Source organism: Streptomyces sp. NPDC005775, from assembly GCF_042871565.1.
In the GTDB taxonomy this organism is placed as follows: domain Bacteria; phylum Actinomycetota; class Actinomycetes; order Streptomycetales; family Streptomycetaceae; genus Streptomyces.
Map to the genome: position 1 here is coordinate 207600 of NZ_JBIAIU010000015.1, position 15526 is coordinate 223125.

Sequence of the window (15526 nt, forward strand, 5' to 3'; positions counted from 1 at the left end):
CATGACGGACCGCCTGGAGCAGGCCCGGGAACTCCTCGCCGAGTACCCCGTCGTCGACGGCCACAACGACCTGCCGTGGGCACTGCGTGAGCAGGTCAACTACGACCTGGACGCCCGCGACATCGCCACCGACCAGTCGGCCCACCTGCACACCGACATCCCCCGGCTGCGCGCGGGGGGAGTGGGTGCCCAGTTCTGGTCCGTCTACGTACGGTCCGACATGGCGGGCGACGACGCCGTCGCCGCCACCCTGGAACAGATCGACGCGGTCGCCGAACTCCTGGAGCGCCACCCCGCCGACCTGCGCCGCGCCCTGACGGCCGACGACATGGAGGCGGCCCGCTCCGAAGGCCGGATCGCCTCCCTGATGGGGGCCGAGGGCGGCCACTCCATCCACAACTCGCTGGGCACCCTGCGCGCCCTGCACACCCTCGGCGTCCGCTACATGACGCTGACGCACAACGACAACATCGCCTGGGCGGACTCGGCGACGGACGTCCCGGGCGTCGGCGGACTCTCCCCGTTCGGCCACGAGGTCGTACGGGAGATGAACCGCACCGGCATGCTGGTCGACCTCTCGCACGTCGCGGCGACGACGATGCGCGACGCGCTCGCCACCTCGACCGCGCCGGTGATGTTCTCGCACTCCTCGTCGCGGGCGATCTGCGACCACCCGCGCAACATCCCCGACGATGTCCTCGCGCAGCTCCCGGCCAACGGGGGGATCGCCATGGCGACCTTCGTACCGAAGTTCGTGCTGCCGGAGGCCGTCGCCTGGACGAAGGCCGCGGACGAGAACATGCGCGCCCAGGGCCTGCACCACCTCGACACCACCGAGCGCGGGATGAAGGTCCACGCCGCGTTCGAGGCGGCGAACCCCCGCCCGATGGCGACCGTGGCCACGATCGCCGACCACCTCGACCACATGCGCGAGGTCGCGGGTATCGACCACGTGGGCATCGGCGGGGACTACGACGGCACCGCGTTCCTCCCGCAGGGCCTCGAAGACGTCTCCGGCTACCCGAACCTGATCGCGGAGCTCCTGGGCCGCGGCTGGTCCACCGCCGACCTCGCCAAGCTCACCTGGCAGAACGCGGTACGGGTCCTGCGTGCCGCCGAGGACGTGGCCCGGGACCTGCGCACCCGCCGCGGCCCGTCCCACGCCACGATCGAGCAGCTGGACGCCCCGGCGGCCTGAGCCCCGGGGCGCCCCGCGCTCAGCAGGCGCAGAGACAGAACGGGTGGCCCGCCGGATCGGCGTACACCCGGAACGTCCGCTGCCGGTCCTCCGCTTCGAGCACCGTCGCGCCCAGCGCCAGCACCTCCTTCTCCGCCGCGTCCAGGTCCGGCACCCTCAGGTCCAGATGGAACTGCTGCGAGGCGTCCGGACGAGGCCACTGCGGCCGTACGAAGCCGGGCGCGGCCTGGAAGGCGAGCGGCGCGCCGGTGACCCCGGTGAGGTTCACCCAGTCCTCCTGCCGCTCGACCTCCCCGCCGAGCAGCTCGGCGTAGAAACCGGCAAGGGCGACGGGATCCGGGCAGTCCAGGACGACGGCACCCAGTGTGGCTGTGGCCATGACGTTTCCTCCTCGGGCAGATGCGGACACGGCAGACGCGCAGGCAGACGCGCACGGCAGAAGCGGACACGCGGTTACTGGTAAAGCCGCTCAACCGGTCACCGTTACTGCATGCTCCCCCAATGGGGGTAACGTCGCAACCATGAATGAGAGGGATTCCGCACCCGGCGGACTCGCGCTGGTCGAAGCCCTGGTCAACACCCTGAACGTCGGGACCGGTGCGGACGCCCTCGACGCGGCTGCCGGGCGCGCCGCCCTCGCCATCGCCGAGCCTGACGTCCCGGCGGCCCGCGCCCTGCGCGAGGCCCTGCGCACCGCCTGCCTCGCGCACGCCGGTCATCACCCGCCCGACGCCGGTCCGGTGTCCGTGCTCGACCGGCTGCTCGCCGACGCGGCCCTGCGCGTCGCGGTGGACGAGGAGGGCGCGGCCTGTCTGCGTCCCGTGGAGGAACCGCCGGGACTGACCGCTCGCGTCGCCGCGGCCATCGCCGCCGCCTCGGCCGACGGCACGTGGGTGCGGCTCAAGGCGTGCGAGGCGGCGGACTGCCGCTGGGCGTACTACGACCGCAGCCCGGCGGGGCGCCGCCGGTGGTGCTCGATGTCGGTGTGCGGCGCCCGGGCCAAGATGCGCACCTACCGCGCGAAGCGCGGCTGAGCGGCAGGCGTCAGGCCTTCGGCCGCCCCATCGCCCGGTACGTCCATCCGGCCTCGCGCCACACCGCCGGGTCCAGCGCGTTGCGCCCGTCCAGGATGATGCGGCGGCCGACGGCCTCGCCCAGCGCCTCCGGGTCCAGCTCGCAGAACTCGCTCCACTCGGTGAGGTGCAGCACGACGTCCGCACCGCGCACGGCGTCCAGGGCGCTGTCGGCGTAACCGAGGGTGGGGAAGAGCCGCCGGGCGTTGTCCATGCCCTTCGGGTCGAAGACGGTGACCTGGCCGCCCTGGAGGTGGATCTGCCCGGCGACGTTCAGCGCCGGCGAGTCGCGTACGTCGTCCGAGTCCGGCTTGAACGTCGCGCCCAGCACGGCCACGCGCTTGCCGAGGAACGAGTCGCCGCCGACGGCCTCGCGCGCCAGCTCCACCATGTGGCCGCGGCGGCGCATGTTGATGGAGTCGACCTCGCGGAGGAAGGTCAGGGCCTGGTCGGCGCCCAGTTCACCGGCGCGTGCCATGAAGGCGCGGATGTCCTTGGGCAGGCAGCCACCGCCGAAGCCGATGCCGGCCCGCAGGAACTTCTTCCCGATGCGTTCGTCGTACCCGATCGCCTCGGCCAGCTTCACCACGTCGCCGTCGGCGGCCTCGCAGACCTCCGCCATGGCGTTGATGAAGGAGATCTTGGTCGCGAGGAACGAGTTGGCGGAGGTCTTCACCAGTTCGGCGGTCGGGAAGTCCGTCACCACGAACGGCGACCCCTCCGCGACCGGCACGGCGTACACCTCGCGCAGCAGCTTCTCGGCGCGCTCGCTCTCCACGCCGACGACGATCCGGTCGGGGTGGAGGGTGTCGTTGACGGCGAAGCCCTCCCGCAGGAACTCCGGGTTCCAGGCCAGCTCGGCACCCTCACCCACGGGCGCGAGCTCGGCGAGCCGGGCCGCGAGCCGGGCGGCGGAGCCGACCGGCACGGTGGACTTGCCGACGACCAGGGCGGGACGGGTCAGATGGGGGGCGAGCGACTCGAAGGCGCTCTCCACATAGCTCATGTCGCACGCGTACTCGCCGTGCTTCTGCGGGGTGTTGACGCAGACGAAATGCACATCCCCGAATTCCGCCACCTCTTCCCACGAAGTGGTGAACCGCAGCCGCCCGGTGGAGCCCTCGATGCCGGCGACGTGCTTCTTCAGGATGTCTTCCAGTCCCGGCTCGTACATCGGGACCCGGCCGGCGGACAGCATCTCGATCTTCTCGGGCACGACGTCGAGCCCCATGACCTCGAAACCCAGTTCCGCCATGGCCGCGGCGTGGGTGGCGCCGAGGTAGCCGGTGCCGATCACAGTGATCCTGAGGGCCATGTAGTGCTCCTGTGAGATGCGGACAGACGTGCGGTGAACGAGCATAGTCCTGCCTTTGAAACGTCCCATTCCGGCTGTCGCGAAGCTCACGGCCCCCGCACGTATGCCTGTGCGGGGGGAGGCGCCTAAAATTGGGTTACTTAACGGTAGTTAGCATCTTGGGGAGTGAGCGTCTTGGCGGGTTCGACCGATTTCGACCTGTACCGTCCGGCCGAGGAGCACGAGATGCTCCGTGAGACGGTGCGAGCGCTCGCCGAGGCGAAGATCGCCCCTCACGCGGCCGCGGTCGACGAGGAGGCCCGCTTCCCGCAGGAGGCGCTGGACGCCCTGACCGCCGCCGACCTGCACGCGGTGCACGTGCCGGAGGAGTACGGCGGCGCGGGCGCCGACGCGCTCGCCACGGTCATCGTGATCGAGGAGGTGGCCCGCGCCTGCGTGTCCTCCTCCCTCATCCCGGCCGTGAACAAGCTCGGCTCGCTCCCGGTGATCCTGTCCGGGTCCGAGGACCTGAAGAAGAAGTACCTGGGCCCGCTCGCCAAGGGCGACGCGATGTTCTCGTACGCCCTCTCCGAGCCGGACGCGGGCTCCGACGCCGCCGGCATGAAGACCAAGGCCGTCCGCGACGGCGACTTCTGGGTCCTCAACGGCGTGAAGCGCTGGATCACCAACGCGGGCGTCTCCGAGTACTACACGGTCATGGCCGTCACGGACCCGACCAAGCGCTCCAAGGGCATCTCGGCGTTCGTCGTCGAGAAGTCGGACGAGGGCGTCTCCTTCGGCGCCCCGGAGAAGAAGCTCGGCATCAAGGGCTCGCCGACCCGCGAGGTCTACTTCGACAACGTCCGCATCCCCGCCGACCGCATGATCGGCGAGGAGGGCACCGGCTTCGCCACCGCGATGAAGACCCTGGACCACACCCGCATCACGATCGCGGCCCAGGCGCTCGGCGTCGCGCAGGGCGCCCTCGACTACGCCAAGGGCTACGTCCAGGAGCGCAAGCAGTTCGGCAAGCCGATCGGCGACTTCCAGGGCGTCCAGTTCATGCTCGCCGACATGGCCATGAAGCTGGAGGCGGCCCGCCAGCTCACCTACTCGGCCGCCGCCAAGTCCGAGCGCCTCGACGGCGACCTCACGTTCTTCGGCGCCGCGGCCAAGTGCTTCGCCTCCGACGTCGCGATGGAGGTCACCACCGACGCGGTCCAACTGCTCGGCGGCTACGGCTACACGCGGGACTACCCGGTGGAGCGGATGATGCGGGACGCGAAGATCACCCAGATCTACGAGGGCACGAACCAGGTCCAGCGCATCGTCATGGCCCGCAACCTGCCGTAACGGCGTAACGCACGGCACAGCCCCAGCCGCCCCGCCCCCGGACTGTCCCCGGGGGCGGGGCGTTTCTTTCGGCCCATGCCCATGCCTACTTACCCTGCCGCCGCCGCACCAGCTCCGTGATCCAGACGGGTGCGTACGGAGACGTGCAGCCCGCCGGGGTCGGGTAGTCCTTGAGCACTTCGAGGCGCTCCCCGATGCCGATCGCTCGGGCTCGGTGCTCGGGGTGGTCGATCCCGATCTGCGCCAGGCAGTGGTTCATCGCCCACTGCAGGCGGTCCGGGGCGTCCTTCATCCCGGCCTCGATGACGTCGAGCAGCCCGGCGAGGTCGAGGCCCTCGGACTTCTTCGCCACACGCTCGGTGGTGAGGGCCCAGCCGGCAGCGGCGACGACCGGATCCGGATCGGCGGACCACGCGAGGCGCAGCTCCTCGGCGTGCGGGCTCTTCTTCACCACGTAGTTCACGAGCCAGTCGTGCACCTTGGGGGCCCGCGCCTCACGCAGCATGGCGTCCAGCTCGTCCCGCCCGAACGCCTTCGGTCGGCAGATCAGGAGCGCCAGCAGCCTTGCCGCGGTGTCGTCCGTCTTCCAGAGCTCGCCCGAGAGTTCCTGCTGCTTCTTCAGTCGCTTCGCGAGCGCGCGCAGCTTGCCGAGGTTCACACCGTGATCGTCGCCGCGCCGCGCGTTGACCGCGCGTGCCTTCGGGTCATCGAGCGTGGCCAGCTCAGCCATCACCTCGGCCACTGTCGTCGTCGTCCCGGTCATCGGCGCCTCCCGTTCCTCTCTTTCCTCACGTACGGGATTCAGCGTAGGGCGGGAGGCGTCCGCTGCCGGTACATCTTCGTCGCGCGCGAGGGCGGCACGCCGTACGGTGTGATCGCCCTCGCGAGGGGTCGGCGGCCCGCCGTGAAGGGGAGTCCACCCGGCACGCACACTCGAACCTAGGACTGACCGACCATGGGGAAAAGCACCGCGGCACGCCACACGAAGAGGTACTACCTCCTCTACGGGGTGGTCGGTGCGTCAGTCCTGGGCGCCGCAGGGTGGATATGGGCCGTGAGCAATGGCGCGACCCGTGAGCACGAGTTCGGGCCCGAGGTCCCGGGTGCGTCCTGGGGGGTGCTCCTGGTGGTGGCGATCGTGGCCGTCGCCGTCGCCTGCGGACTCATCGTGCTGACCCGCCCCGTCCCACGCGGCGTGCGCTGGGCCGTCACCCTCATCACGGCGATGTCCGCGGGCACGATCAGCCCGATCGCGATGCTGCTCATGATCCGCCCGTCGCTGCCTGCCGTCCTGGTGGCGGTGGGCGTCCTCGGGATGGGCGTCTGCGGGACAGGGGTCGTGCGCGCCCCGCTCTTCAGGGAGCCCGCGTCCCGAGCCGGCCAGTCGGCCTGACGGTGCCCACGGCCGCCAGGGGCCTCCACCGTTGTGCGGCCGCGCTGTCGGGCCGTGAGTTCGGCGGCTTCAGGCGTACCGGGGGAGGTCGGTCGTCGCGATGGTCCACCCGGCGATGGTGACGTCCTCGCCGTACACGAAGTCCTTGCGGGTGGCGTAGCGGGGGCGCGATAACCTGCTGCGTATCCATCGGGAAGCTCTCTTCTTCCTCGTGGTCAGGCCTCGGGCGGGATTCTCAGTCCCGGCCGGGGCCGTCTCATGTTCTGTGATTGTCGCGGCGAGCATATGTCGGCCAACCCGTCCCGAATCCAGCCCGGTTGCCATTGTTCACTCGCGTGAGTGATGCAGGTCAGGACGGGGGCCGGGTGGGGTTTGGTGGGGTTATTTCCCTGAGTTCTTTACAAGCCTTTAGACGTCGTGGGCGGCCGCGTCGCGGCTCACCGGGACGTGTTTCACCGGGGCGCGGGCATCCACGACCCGGTGCGGGATGCCGGGGTTCGTCCAGTGCTGTACCGGCTGTCCGGAGTGACGTGCGGGGAACGGATGCCGTTGAGCGAAGAACGGCACGCACGCCGGAAGTGGGGCACGCACGAGCGTGGTTGGCGACGGTACGGAGCGGGGCGACGGCGGGGCGGACGAGCCCGTCCGGGACGTCGATCCCGATGACGAGGTTCGGCGGTCGGCCCGTCTCCGATGCGAAGCAGCTCCGAATCCTTGAGCTGCGGTATGGAATGATCCGGGCCCGGGCTCCAAGCCCTCGGGAGTCGATGGCCTTCATCGAGCAAAGTGCTGGGAGAGACATGATCCGCAAGTCGTCTGCCGGAGATGCTTCCGCCTTGAAGCGGGTCAAGAGCAGCTACAGCGACAGCGGCAACGGCAGCGAGTGTGTCGAGGTCGCTGATGCTTCGAGCACCGTCCACGACCGCGACTCCAAGCGCGCCCATGGCCTTCGTCGCGTACGCGGTGCAGGGATGAGCGCCGCGTGAGGCACCCGCACCCGCATCCTCATCTCCCGAGCACCGAGGCCGCCGTCGCCGCGGTCCGTGAGGTCGCGAGCACGTACAACCTGGAGGTGACCGTCACCGATGACATCGGTGCTGATCAGACCTCCCGCCGCACCTCCGCCGGCGCGTTCACGGTGCTCGACACGGACGGTTCGCTGCCGCACGAGGCGTTCATCGAGCTGGGCGGAGCGCCCGCCGTCACCGTGCAGGTCTTTCCCGAGGACGACGTGAAGGTCACCGTCGACGGGGTGGAGTTCGAGGACGTCCCCCGCGACTCCGTGCCCGCGTTCCTGCGTTCCGTGTACGGCGGCACCGCGTTCGTGAAGGGGAAGCTCTTTCCGCCCGGCCAGTGGCTCGTCGTCCCGCTGCCCGGTGACGAGACGTACAAGGAACTCGTGCCGCGCATGATGCTCAGCCCCTGGATGGCCCGCAACAGTCGCAGGTGAGCGGGGCGCTACGGCGGTTTTCGGCAGGGGACGGCAAACGATCACCGTGACCCACTTGCCTGTTCCCTCCCGCGCCCATAAGTTACTGGCAGGTAGACCATCTGTGGCGGGCCGCGTCGTCGTCGGGGAAGTGGTGGGCAGGTGAGTCCGCGCGGGAGTGTGAGCCGTGACCGGATGATCCTCGGTGCTGCCCCTCCGCCGCGTGATTACGGGGCCGGACCGCGGCCCCGGCCGTAGAGCGTGGCCACTCGACTCAGCCCACGTCAGCACAGCCCGAAGGAGCCCCCATGCCCACGCTCGACCGTCACGACAACGTCTTCGTCCTCGACCTCGGGGACGGGGAGAACCGCTTCCACCCCGACTGGCTCGCTTCCGTCGGCGCCGCGCTCGACGAGGTGGAGAAGGCGGAGGGCCCCCGCGCCCTGGTCACCGCCGCCACCGGCAAGTTCTACTCCAACGGGCTCGACCTGGACTGGCTGTTCGCCCACGCCGACCAGCACCAGGACTACGTCGTCTCCGTCCACGGACTGTTCGCCCGGGTGCTGTCGCTGCCGATCATCACGGTGGCCGCCCTGCAGGGGCACACCTTCGCCGCCGGTGCGATGTTCTCCCTCGCTCACGACTTCCGTGTCATGCGCGCCGACCGCGGCTACTGGTGCCTGCCCGAAGCGGACATCAACATCCCCTTCACCCCCGGCATGGCAGCCCTCGTCCAGTCCCGGCTGGCCCCGCAGACCGCGCACAAGGCCATGCTCACCGCCCACCGCTACGGCGGGTCCGACGCCGCGGCCGCCGGCATCGTCGACCTGGCGGTCGGTGAGGACGCCGTGCGCTCCACCGCGATCGAGATCGCCCAGGCGCAGGTGAACAAGGCCGGCGACACCGTCGGGACGATCAAGGCGCGGATGTACGCCCCGGCCCTGGCCGCCCTGCGCGACACCGCCAACCCGCTCGGCTGACCCGCGCGCCGCGCCACCCCGCGCCCCGGCCTCGCGGGCGCGGCTGCGGCGCCCCCCGTCGTCCGCGGCGGAGAGGAACGTACGGGCTGTCAACTCCCAGGTGGACGTGCGTCGTTGCCGTACCTCTACAATCCTGCGGTGATCGCGCCGACCGGCGTGGCCCGAAAGGACCGGCGAGTTGACCACGTACATACCGGGGCACAGACCCCGGCCGACGCACAGCACCCGACAGGCGGCCCCATGCCGTTGAGTGACGACAGATGGCAGGCGGCGACGGTGGCCGACCTCCCCGGACCGCTGGCGAAGCTGCTCTGGCGGCAGTACACCGTCTACCGCGAACGCGGCGGCACCGTCGTGATCCGGGGTGAGGACGCCGACCGGTGGATCAGTCTCGCCCCGCACGGGTCCGGCCGGGTGAGGATCCGGGCCGGGCGCATCCTGGACGGCGGCACCACCGCCCCGGCGCGTGCCGAGACCACCGCCCCCCTCGACGGCGACATCGCCCGCCTGGCGGCCTGCTGCCGGGGCCTGTTGGCCGAGACGGCCGGCGCGAGGGCTACGGAGACGGTGGCCCCCTCGCCGGGCCGGGACCACCCACGGCAGGGCTCCCGGAAAGGCGGACGTGGCCGCGGCACGACCGTCCTGGTGTGGGCCGCCGCCGTCGCCGTCGTCGGGCTGATCGCCGCCTCGATGTGGGGCTGACGCGGACGACGCCCGAACCCGGCGCGGGCACCCGGCGCGATGGCGTACCTTCCCTCTCCATGACGGACATCGACACGCTCACCGGCCTGTTCGAGGCACTGGGGGCCGACGACGCATCGGGCTGGGCCGAGTCGGAGGCCGAGGAGAACATCCCTCAGCTGGCCCGGTACCGGTTCCTGCGCGCGGTCTGGCAGGACATCGACGCATGGAGCTCGGCGGCCCCCGACTGGATTCAGGCCTACCGGAAGGAAGGCCTGGCGGGCGGGGCGGTGGAGCGGGCGGTGCGGCTCGGGCTGACGCCGGCCGAACTGGGGGAGATAGCCCGGGAGGTGGCGAAGGAGACCGCCTTCGGTCTCCTCTACGCGCTGGCCGATCCGGCGGACGGCGATCTTCCGCCCGAGGTCGAGGCGCGGTTGCCCGGCTGGTGTCTGGCCGAACTGTCGCCGGAGGGCGAGCCGACGGGGCGCATCCTGGACGCGCTCTACGAGGACCTGGACGAAGTGGAGCCGCAGGGCCCGTCCGGAGGCGCCGCGTGACCGCGTTCGACGTGAGTGAGCGGCGGATCTGGGACGGGCGCGCCGAGAGCTACGCCCGTACCTTCGCCCGCCTCTGCGCCCATACGGTCCCCGCCCTGCTGGACTCCGCGTCCACCGCCGCGGGGACTCGTCTGCTCGACGTGGGGTGCGGCAGCGGCAGCGTGACGGTGGCCGCCGCCGGGCGCGGTGCCGTCGTACGGGCCGTGGACGCCGAACCGGGCATGGTCGCGGCCACCCGGCGGGCGGCGCCCGGAGTCGACGTACGCATCGGCTCGCTGCCCCAGCTGCCCTACGCGGACGGTGAGTTCGACGCCGTCGTCGCCAACTTCGTGCTGAACCACGTCGGCCGCCCGCTGGACGCCCTCGTCGAACTGCGCCGGGTCACCCGCTCCGGCGGCCGGATCGCCGTCACGATCTGGCAGACGCCGGGCGCCCCCGGCCAGGCGCTGATCGGCCGCGCCGCCGGGGCCGCCGGTCTGACCCGGCCCGGCTGGCTGGCCGCGGTCGACGAGGAGCACGACTTCCCGCGCACCCCGCAGGGGCTGGGCGCCCTGCTGACGGCGGCCGGACTCGGGGACGTACGCAGCGCGTCGCTGTCCTGGGACCACCGGGCCGACGCCGAGGACTGGTGGGCGGGGCCCGCGTCCGGGGTCGCCGCGATCGGGCAGCTCGTCAACAGCCGCGGGCCCGAGGGCGTGGCGGAGGCGAAGCGGGAGTACGACGTGCTGTGCAAGGAGTTCGAGGGCGAGGACGGGCTGCTGGCGCTGCCGCACGTGGCGGTGCTCGCCCACGGGAAGGTGTAGGCGCCGGCACAGGCGCGGGCCCGGACGGTTCAGCCGTCCGGGCCCGCGCCTGTCCGAGGGGTACGGTCAGTTGCCGGTGACCGTGACCTTCTCGTCGTTGTTGAGCTGCTCGACCAGCTGCTTGACCTTCGCCTTGTCCCAGAGCAGGTTGCCGCCCGAGGAGCCGGAGATCGGGATGTTCAGCGACGTCCCGTCACCGCCCGTGACGCCCTTCATGGCGAAGAACATCTGGCCCAGGGACCACAGCGACATGTCCTTGTCCACGATGAGGGTGTCGAGACCGGCGCCCATCGTCGGGTACAGCTTGAACGGGTTGAGGACCGTCGACGGCGTCGCCGTCTGGCTCGCCAGCGCCGCGAGGAACTTCTGCTGGTTCTTCGTACGGTCCAGGTCCGAGGTGAAGGCGTGCCGGGTCCGGACGAAGGCGAGGGCCTGCTGGCCGTCGAGCGACTGCTTGCCGGCCTGGAAGTCGGCGCCGGAGTACTTGTCCTTGAAGGCCTTGGGGATGTCGAGCTCCACGCCGCCGATCGCGTCCACGATCTTGGCGAAGCCGCCGAAGCCGATCTCGACGTAGTGGTCGATGTGCAGCCCGGTGTTGAACTCGACCGTACGGACGAGGAGCTCGGGGCCGTCCTCGGCGTACGCGGCGTTCAGCTTCGTCGTACGGCCCTTGCCCTCGAACCTCTTGCCGGACTCGGAGCCGACGAAGGAGGGGATCTCGACGTTCGAGTCACGGGGCAGGGAGACCAGCGTCGGGCCGTTGGAGCCGTCGTGCAGGATCATCATCGAGTCGGTCCGCTTGCCCTCGGCGGAACCGGTGTGGAGCCTCTTCTTGTCCTCGGACGTCATGCCCTCGCGGCTGTCCGACCCGACGATCAGATAGTTCGTGCCGTCGCCCGACTTCGGCCGCTCGATGACCTTGGAGAGGTCGACCTCGCGCTTCAGCTTGGAGTCGGCCCAGAAGTACGTACCCACGGAGACGGCGAGCACCACGACCACGAGGCTCAGCACGCCGATCTTGATGCGCCGACGCCAGTCGGGGGCCGCCGGGCGGCCCTGGACGTATCCGCGGTCGCCGGGCCCGCCGCCGTGACCGCCACCGCCGCGGCCGTCCTGGCCGCTGCCGTAGACCTGTCCGGTGTTGTAGCCGCTGTCGTACTCAGGGGCGTCGCCGTAGCCGCCGGGCTGCTGCGGCACCTGCGGCTGCCTCGGCGGCGCCGGGCGCTGCTGCGGCGGGGTGGGGCGCCGCTGGACGTGCGGCATCGAGCGGGCGCTCTCGGGCCGGCCGCTCGCGCTGCCCTGCCCGTAGCCGTTTCCGCCGCGGTTGTCGCCGTTCCAGCCCTCGGGCCAATCGTTCATGCGACCCAGTGTGCAGGTCCGGGCCACTGCTCATACAGGGTGTGAGGGAAATCGGACCAGGGCTGTTGCGAAGCTGATGCATTGCGACGTGCTCCCGCCCCGGCGGAACGTCTCCGATCCCCCGCATAAGGTGGAGGGCATGACAGATCAGGCCCCGCGCCCGGAGGGCGACATTCCGGGCAAGCCCACAGCGGCCTCCCGGACCACCCTCAGCCACATCATGACCGGCAGCGACACCAATCTGCTGGGTACGGTGCACGGCGGCGTGATCATGAAGCTGGTCGACGACGCGGCGGGCGCGGTGGCCGGCCGGCACTCAGGCGGGCCCGCCGTGACGGCCTCCATGGACGAGATGGTCTTCCTGGAGCCGGTCCGCGTCGGTGACCTCGTTCACGTCCGCGCCCAGGTCAACTGGACCGGCCGCTCCTCCATGGAGGTCGGGGTCCGCGTCATGGCCGAGCGCTGGAACGAGTCGACCCCCGCCTCGCAGGTCGGCAGCGCGTACCTGGTGTTCGCCGCGGTCGACGCGGACGGCAGGCCGCGCCGCGTACCTCCCGTGATCCCGGAGACCGAGCGCGACAACCGGCGCTACCAGGAGGCGCAGATCCGGCGCACCCACCGCCTCGCCCGGCGCCGCGCGATCAAGGAGCTGCGCGAGAAGCGCGCGGCCGACGGCATCGAGGACTGAGGGCCGCGAACGGCCCTCCGGGCGGACACTCCCTACGGGCAGACCACCTCGTCGCCCTTCACCGCGCCGAACGTGCCCGGATCGGGCTCCTCGGCCCGGACCCGCTCCACCGTGCGGTAGTCCGCGCCGGCGGTCACCTTCATCGTGCTGCCCTGCCCCTTCACGGCCATCAGGTCGGCCCCCGGCAGGGCCGCCGCCAGAGACTTCGCCGACCGGTCCCAGCGTGGGTCGTACGTGACCAGGGTGTGCTCGAGGTCCCGCTGCGGCGCGGTGAGCGGGGCGCGGGTGGTGTCGAAGCCCGTGGCGTGCAGTGCCGCGTCGACGGTGGAGCCGAGGCCGTCCTTCGGGGTTCCGTTGTAGACCTGGACCCGGATCTGCCGCGGCGGGACGTCGACCTTCTTCGCCGGAGCCTCCTTGGGGCGCGCGGTGGTGAGTGGCCGGTCGTCGCGCAGCGCCCGGAACAGCGCCTTCGACTTCTTCGGGTCCCATTTGACCGTCGAACCGATGCCCTTGACCTGGTACGCGACGTCGCCCATGGGCACCGAGGTGAATTCGGTCGAGGAGGCGGAGAACCCCCGCATCGCCTGGCCGAGCTCCAGCATCCGCTCCGTGCCGAAGCCCCGGTCGGCCCGTACCGACTTCAGCATCGTCGAGGCGACCTCCTGGAACTTCACCGGGTTCAGCAGTACCCCACTGCTCGTCGCCTGCTCGATCAGCGAGGCCATGAACTTCTGCTGGCGCTGCATCCGGCCCAGGTCGGCGGCGCCGTCGATGTGCCGGGAGCGCACGTACTGGAGCGCCTGGCCGCCGTCCAGCTCATGGGTGCCGGCCGCGAGGTCGAGACCGGTGTAGGAGTCCTTCATCGGCCGGGCGGTGCAGATCTTCACCCCGCCGAGGGTGTCGACCGTCGTCATGAAGCTGGTGAAGTCGATCTCCAGATAGTGGTCGATCTTGACGCCCGTCATGTGCTCGACGGTCCGCACGGTCAGGTTCGGCCCGCCCTCGGCATAGGCCGCGTTCAGCTTCACCGGGTGGGCCGCGCGTTCCTTGCCCGTCGTCGTGTCCCGGTGCTCGGGGATCTCCGCGTAGCTGTCGCGCGGCAGGCTGACGACGCTGGCGCGCTCCTTGTCCGCGGACAGGTGCACCAGCATGATCGTGTCGGTGCAGTGGCAGGGCGCGCCACCCAGCCGGTACTTCCGCTTCTCGTCCTTGGTGATCTTGTCGCGGCCGTCGGTGCCGACCAGCAGCAGGTTCATGCCGTGACCGCCCGCGGGCCGGTTCTTCATGTCCTTGAACGGGTCGATCCGGTCGATCCCGGACTCCAGACCGGTCACGACGGCGTGGCCGATGCCGCCGGCGCCGAGCACCAGCACGGAGAGCGTGGTCGCCACCCTCATGCCCCAGCGTGGTCTCTCGTCCTGCTTCCTGGGCCGTCCGCGTCGCGGGGGAGCGGCGCGGGGCCTCGGTGGACGGGGGGAGCGGTGCGGCGTGGGCACGGGGACACCTCCGCGGTGCAAGGGGGACCGTTCGCACAGTAGGCACATACGATCTGCATCCCGGGCAGCAGGCCGGCGGCGCGCGCCGCTGTCCCCCATTCGCGGTAACGTGGCGGCCGAATGACGCCGCCTGGTGGGGTGCGAGACCCCCGGCGCTCCCGAGGAACCCCCGAGGACCACATGTCTGCCGCGCAGCACCCCGCCGTCTCCGTGATCATGCCGGTACTCAACGAGGAACGGCATCTGCGGAACTCCGTCCGGCACATCCTGGAGCAGGAGTACGCCGGTGAGATGGAGGTGGTGATCGCGCTCGGCCCGTCCACGGACCGTACGGACGAGATCGCCGCCGAGCTGGTCGCGGAGGATCCCCGGGTCCAGACCGTGCCGAACCCCACCGGCCGCACCCCCGCCGCGCTCAACGCCGCGATCAAGGCCTCCCGCCACCCCGTGGTCGTGCGCGTGGACGGCCACGGCATGCTGTCGCCGAACTACATCGCGACCGCCGTCCGGCTCCTGGAGGAGACGGGCGCCCAGAACGTCGGCGGCATCATGCACGCCGAGGGCGAGAACGCCTGGGAGGACGCCGTCGCCGCGGCCATGACGTCGAAGATAGGCGTAGGCAACGCGGCCTTCCACACGGGCGGCGAGGCCGGACCGGCCGAGACCGTGTTCCTGGGCGTCTTCCGCCGGGAGGCCCTGGAGAGGGCGGACGGGTACAACATCGAGTTCATCCGCGCCCAGGACTGGGAGCTGAACTTCCGCATCCGCGAGGCCGGCGGCCTGATCTGGTTCTCGCCCGAGCTCCGGGTGCAGTACCGCCCGCGCCCCTCCGTCCGGGCGCTCGCCAAGCAGTACAAGGACTACGGCCGCTGGCGCCACGTCGTCGCCCGCTACCACCCCGGCTCGATCAACCTGCGCTATCTGGCCCCGCCGACCGCCGTCGTCGCGATCGCGGCCGGTCTCGTGGTGGGTGCCGCGGTCACCCCGTGGGCGCTGGTCGTCCCTGCCGGTTACGTCGCGGCCATCGTCGCCGGGTCCCTCCCGGCGGGCAAGGGCCTGCCGCTGAAGGCACGGGCGCAGATCCCGGTGGCGCTGGCGACCATGCACATGTCGTGGGGCTACGGCTTCCTGACGAGCCCGCGCTCACTGGCGAAGCGCGTCATCGCCAGCCGCCGCCCGGCGGTGCAGGCGGGGCCGCAGCACGTCTGATCCCTTCGGGGAG

Annotated in this window: 17 protein-coding genes and 2 pseudogenes; 13 read left to right on the forward strand and 6 right to left on the reverse strand. The window is 71.0% G+C overall.

All coding sequences use genetic code 11. The annotated features are described in order from the left end of the window. Nucleotide 1: 1 nt before the first annotated feature. Nucleotides 2-1198, forward strand: coding sequence for a dipeptidase (locus ACFYPA_RS30380; RefSeq protein ID WP_359082950.1), 1197 nt, complete (start codon nucleotides 2-4; stop codon nucleotides 1196-1198). Nucleotides 1199-1217: 19 nt separating this feature from the next. On the opposite strand, the gene ACFYPA_RS30385 is transcribed toward ACFYPA_RS30380, so the two are convergent. Beyond that, a complete protein-coding gene (locus tag ACFYPA_RS30385) occupies nucleotides 1218-1577 on the reverse strand; it encodes a VOC family protein (RefSeq protein WP_359082952.1) in 360 nt (119 codons plus the stop codon). A 142-nt stretch (nucleotides 1578-1719) separates the two neighbouring features. On the opposite strand from ACFYPA_RS30385, the gene ACFYPA_RS30390 reads away from it, so the two are divergent. Next, nucleotides 1720-2232 carry a CGNR zinc finger domain-containing protein gene (locus tag ACFYPA_RS30390; RefSeq protein WP_359082954.1) on the forward strand — a complete coding sequence of 171 codons (513 nt, stop codon included), beginning with the start codon at nucleotides 1720-1722 and terminating at the stop codon, nucleotides 2230-2232. Between the two features lie 10 nt (nucleotides 2233-2242). On the opposite strand, the gene ACFYPA_RS30395 is transcribed toward ACFYPA_RS30390, so the two are convergent. Beyond that, nucleotides 2243-3586: a UDP-glucose dehydrogenase family protein gene (locus ACFYPA_RS30395; protein WP_389135516.1), complete on the reverse strand. Its 1344-nt coding sequence runs from the start codon at nucleotides 3584-3586 to the stop codon at nucleotides 2243-2245. Nucleotides 3587-3760: 174 nt separating this feature from the next. On the opposite strand from ACFYPA_RS30395, the gene ACFYPA_RS30400 reads away from it, so the two are divergent. Continuing rightward, a complete protein-coding gene (locus ACFYPA_RS30400) occupies nucleotides 3761-4918 on the forward strand; it encodes an acyl-CoA dehydrogenase (RefSeq protein ID WP_359083011.1) in 1158 nt (385 codons plus the stop codon). Nucleotides 4919-5003: 85 nt separating this feature from the next. On the opposite strand, the gene ACFYPA_RS30405 is transcribed toward ACFYPA_RS30400, so the two are convergent. After that, nucleotides 5004-5681, reverse strand: coding sequence for a DNA alkylation repair protein (locus ACFYPA_RS30405; protein ID WP_389135518.1), 678 nt, complete (start codon nucleotides 5679-5681; stop codon nucleotides 5004-5006). Nucleotides 5682-5873: 192 nt separating this feature from the next. Here ACFYPA_RS30405 and ACFYPA_RS30410 point away from each other — a divergent pair, with 192 nt between their 5' ends. Beyond that, entirely contained in the window at nucleotides 5874-6311 is a 438-nt protein-coding gene (locus ACFYPA_RS30410; RefSeq protein ID WP_389135520.1) for a hypothetical protein, read from the forward strand. 69 nt (nucleotides 6312-6380) lie between these two features. Here the strand turns inward: ACFYPA_RS30410 and ACFYPA_RS30415 are convergent. After that, nucleotides 6381-6476: pseudogene (locus tag ACFYPA_RS30415) on the reverse strand (Uma2 family endonuclease); the annotation flags it as partial. A 506-nt stretch (nucleotides 6477-6982) separates the two neighbouring features. Here ACFYPA_RS30415 and ACFYPA_RS30420 point away from each other — a divergent pair. The 7 genes and pseudogenes from ACFYPA_RS30420 to ACFYPA_RS30450 form a co-directional block, all read left to right on the forward strand. Then, nucleotides 6983-7105 (forward strand): annotated as a pseudogene (locus ACFYPA_RS30420) (transcriptional regulator); the annotation flags it as partial. After that, nucleotides 7079-7297 carry a DUF397 domain-containing protein gene (locus tag ACFYPA_RS30425; RefSeq protein ID WP_389135559.1) on the forward strand — a complete coding sequence of 73 codons (219 nt, stop codon included), beginning with the start codon at nucleotides 7079-7081 and terminating at the stop codon, nucleotides 7295-7297. The pseudogene ACFYPA_RS30420 and the gene ACFYPA_RS30425, both read left to right, overlap by 27 nt. Beyond that, entirely contained in the window at nucleotides 7294-7761 is a 468-nt protein-coding gene (locus ACFYPA_RS30430; RefSeq protein WP_359082962.1) for a hypothetical protein, read from the forward strand. The genes ACFYPA_RS30425 and ACFYPA_RS30430 overlap by 4 nt, the downstream gene beginning before the upstream one ends. Nucleotides 7762-8048: 287 nt before the next feature. Beyond that, the gene (locus ACFYPA_RS30435; protein ID WP_359082963.1) at nucleotides 8049-8720 is read left to right on the forward strand and encodes an enoyl-CoA hydratase-related protein; all 672 of its coding nucleotides are present in this window, start codon (nucleotides 8049-8051) and stop codon (nucleotides 8718-8720) included. A 246-nt stretch (nucleotides 8721-8966) separates the two neighbouring features. Next, on the forward strand, nucleotides 8967-9422 hold the full coding sequence (locus ACFYPA_RS30440) for a hypothetical protein (protein ID WP_389135524.1): 456 nt from the start codon (nucleotides 8967-8969) through the stop codon (nucleotides 9420-9422). 59 nt (nucleotides 9423-9481) lie between these two features. Then, nucleotides 9482-9958 (forward strand): hypothetical protein, encoded by a 477-nt coding sequence (locus ACFYPA_RS30445; protein WP_359082965.1) that lies wholly within the window; start codon nucleotides 9482-9484, stop codon nucleotides 9956-9958. After that, a complete protein-coding gene (locus ACFYPA_RS30450) occupies nucleotides 9955-10761 on the forward strand; it encodes a class I SAM-dependent methyltransferase (protein ID WP_359315028.1) in 807 nt (268 codons plus the stop codon). Before ACFYPA_RS30445 ends, ACFYPA_RS30450 begins: the two co-directional genes overlap by 4 nt. 66 nt (nucleotides 10762-10827) lie before the next feature. Here ACFYPA_RS30450 and ACFYPA_RS30455 read toward each other — a convergent pair whose 3' ends face one another. Then, nucleotides 10828-12120, reverse strand: coding sequence for an LCP family protein (locus ACFYPA_RS30455; RefSeq protein WP_359353092.1), 1293 nt, complete (start codon nucleotides 12118-12120; stop codon nucleotides 10828-10830). Between the two features lie 139 nt (nucleotides 12121-12259). On the opposite strand from ACFYPA_RS30455, the gene ACFYPA_RS30460 reads away from it, so the two are divergent. Then, nucleotides 12260-12808: an acyl-CoA thioesterase gene (locus ACFYPA_RS30460; RefSeq protein WP_148018987.1), complete on the forward strand. Its 549-nt coding sequence runs from the start codon at nucleotides 12260-12262 to the stop codon at nucleotides 12806-12808. Nucleotides 12809-12840: 32 nt separating this feature from the next. On the opposite strand, the gene ACFYPA_RS30465 is transcribed toward ACFYPA_RS30460, so the two are convergent. After that, complete coding sequence (locus ACFYPA_RS30465) at nucleotides 12841-14205, reverse strand: LCP family protein (RefSeq protein WP_389135529.1); 1365 nt, start codon at nucleotides 14203-14205, stop codon at nucleotides 12841-12843. Between the two features lie 279 nt (nucleotides 14206-14484). Here ACFYPA_RS30465 and ACFYPA_RS30470 point away from each other — a divergent pair, with 279 nt between their 5' ends. Beyond that, nucleotides 14485-15513, forward strand: coding sequence for a glycosyltransferase family 2 protein (locus tag ACFYPA_RS30470; RefSeq protein ID WP_359082972.1), 1029 nt, complete (start codon nucleotides 14485-14487; stop codon nucleotides 15511-15513). Nucleotides 15514-15526 lie beyond the last annotated feature (13 nt).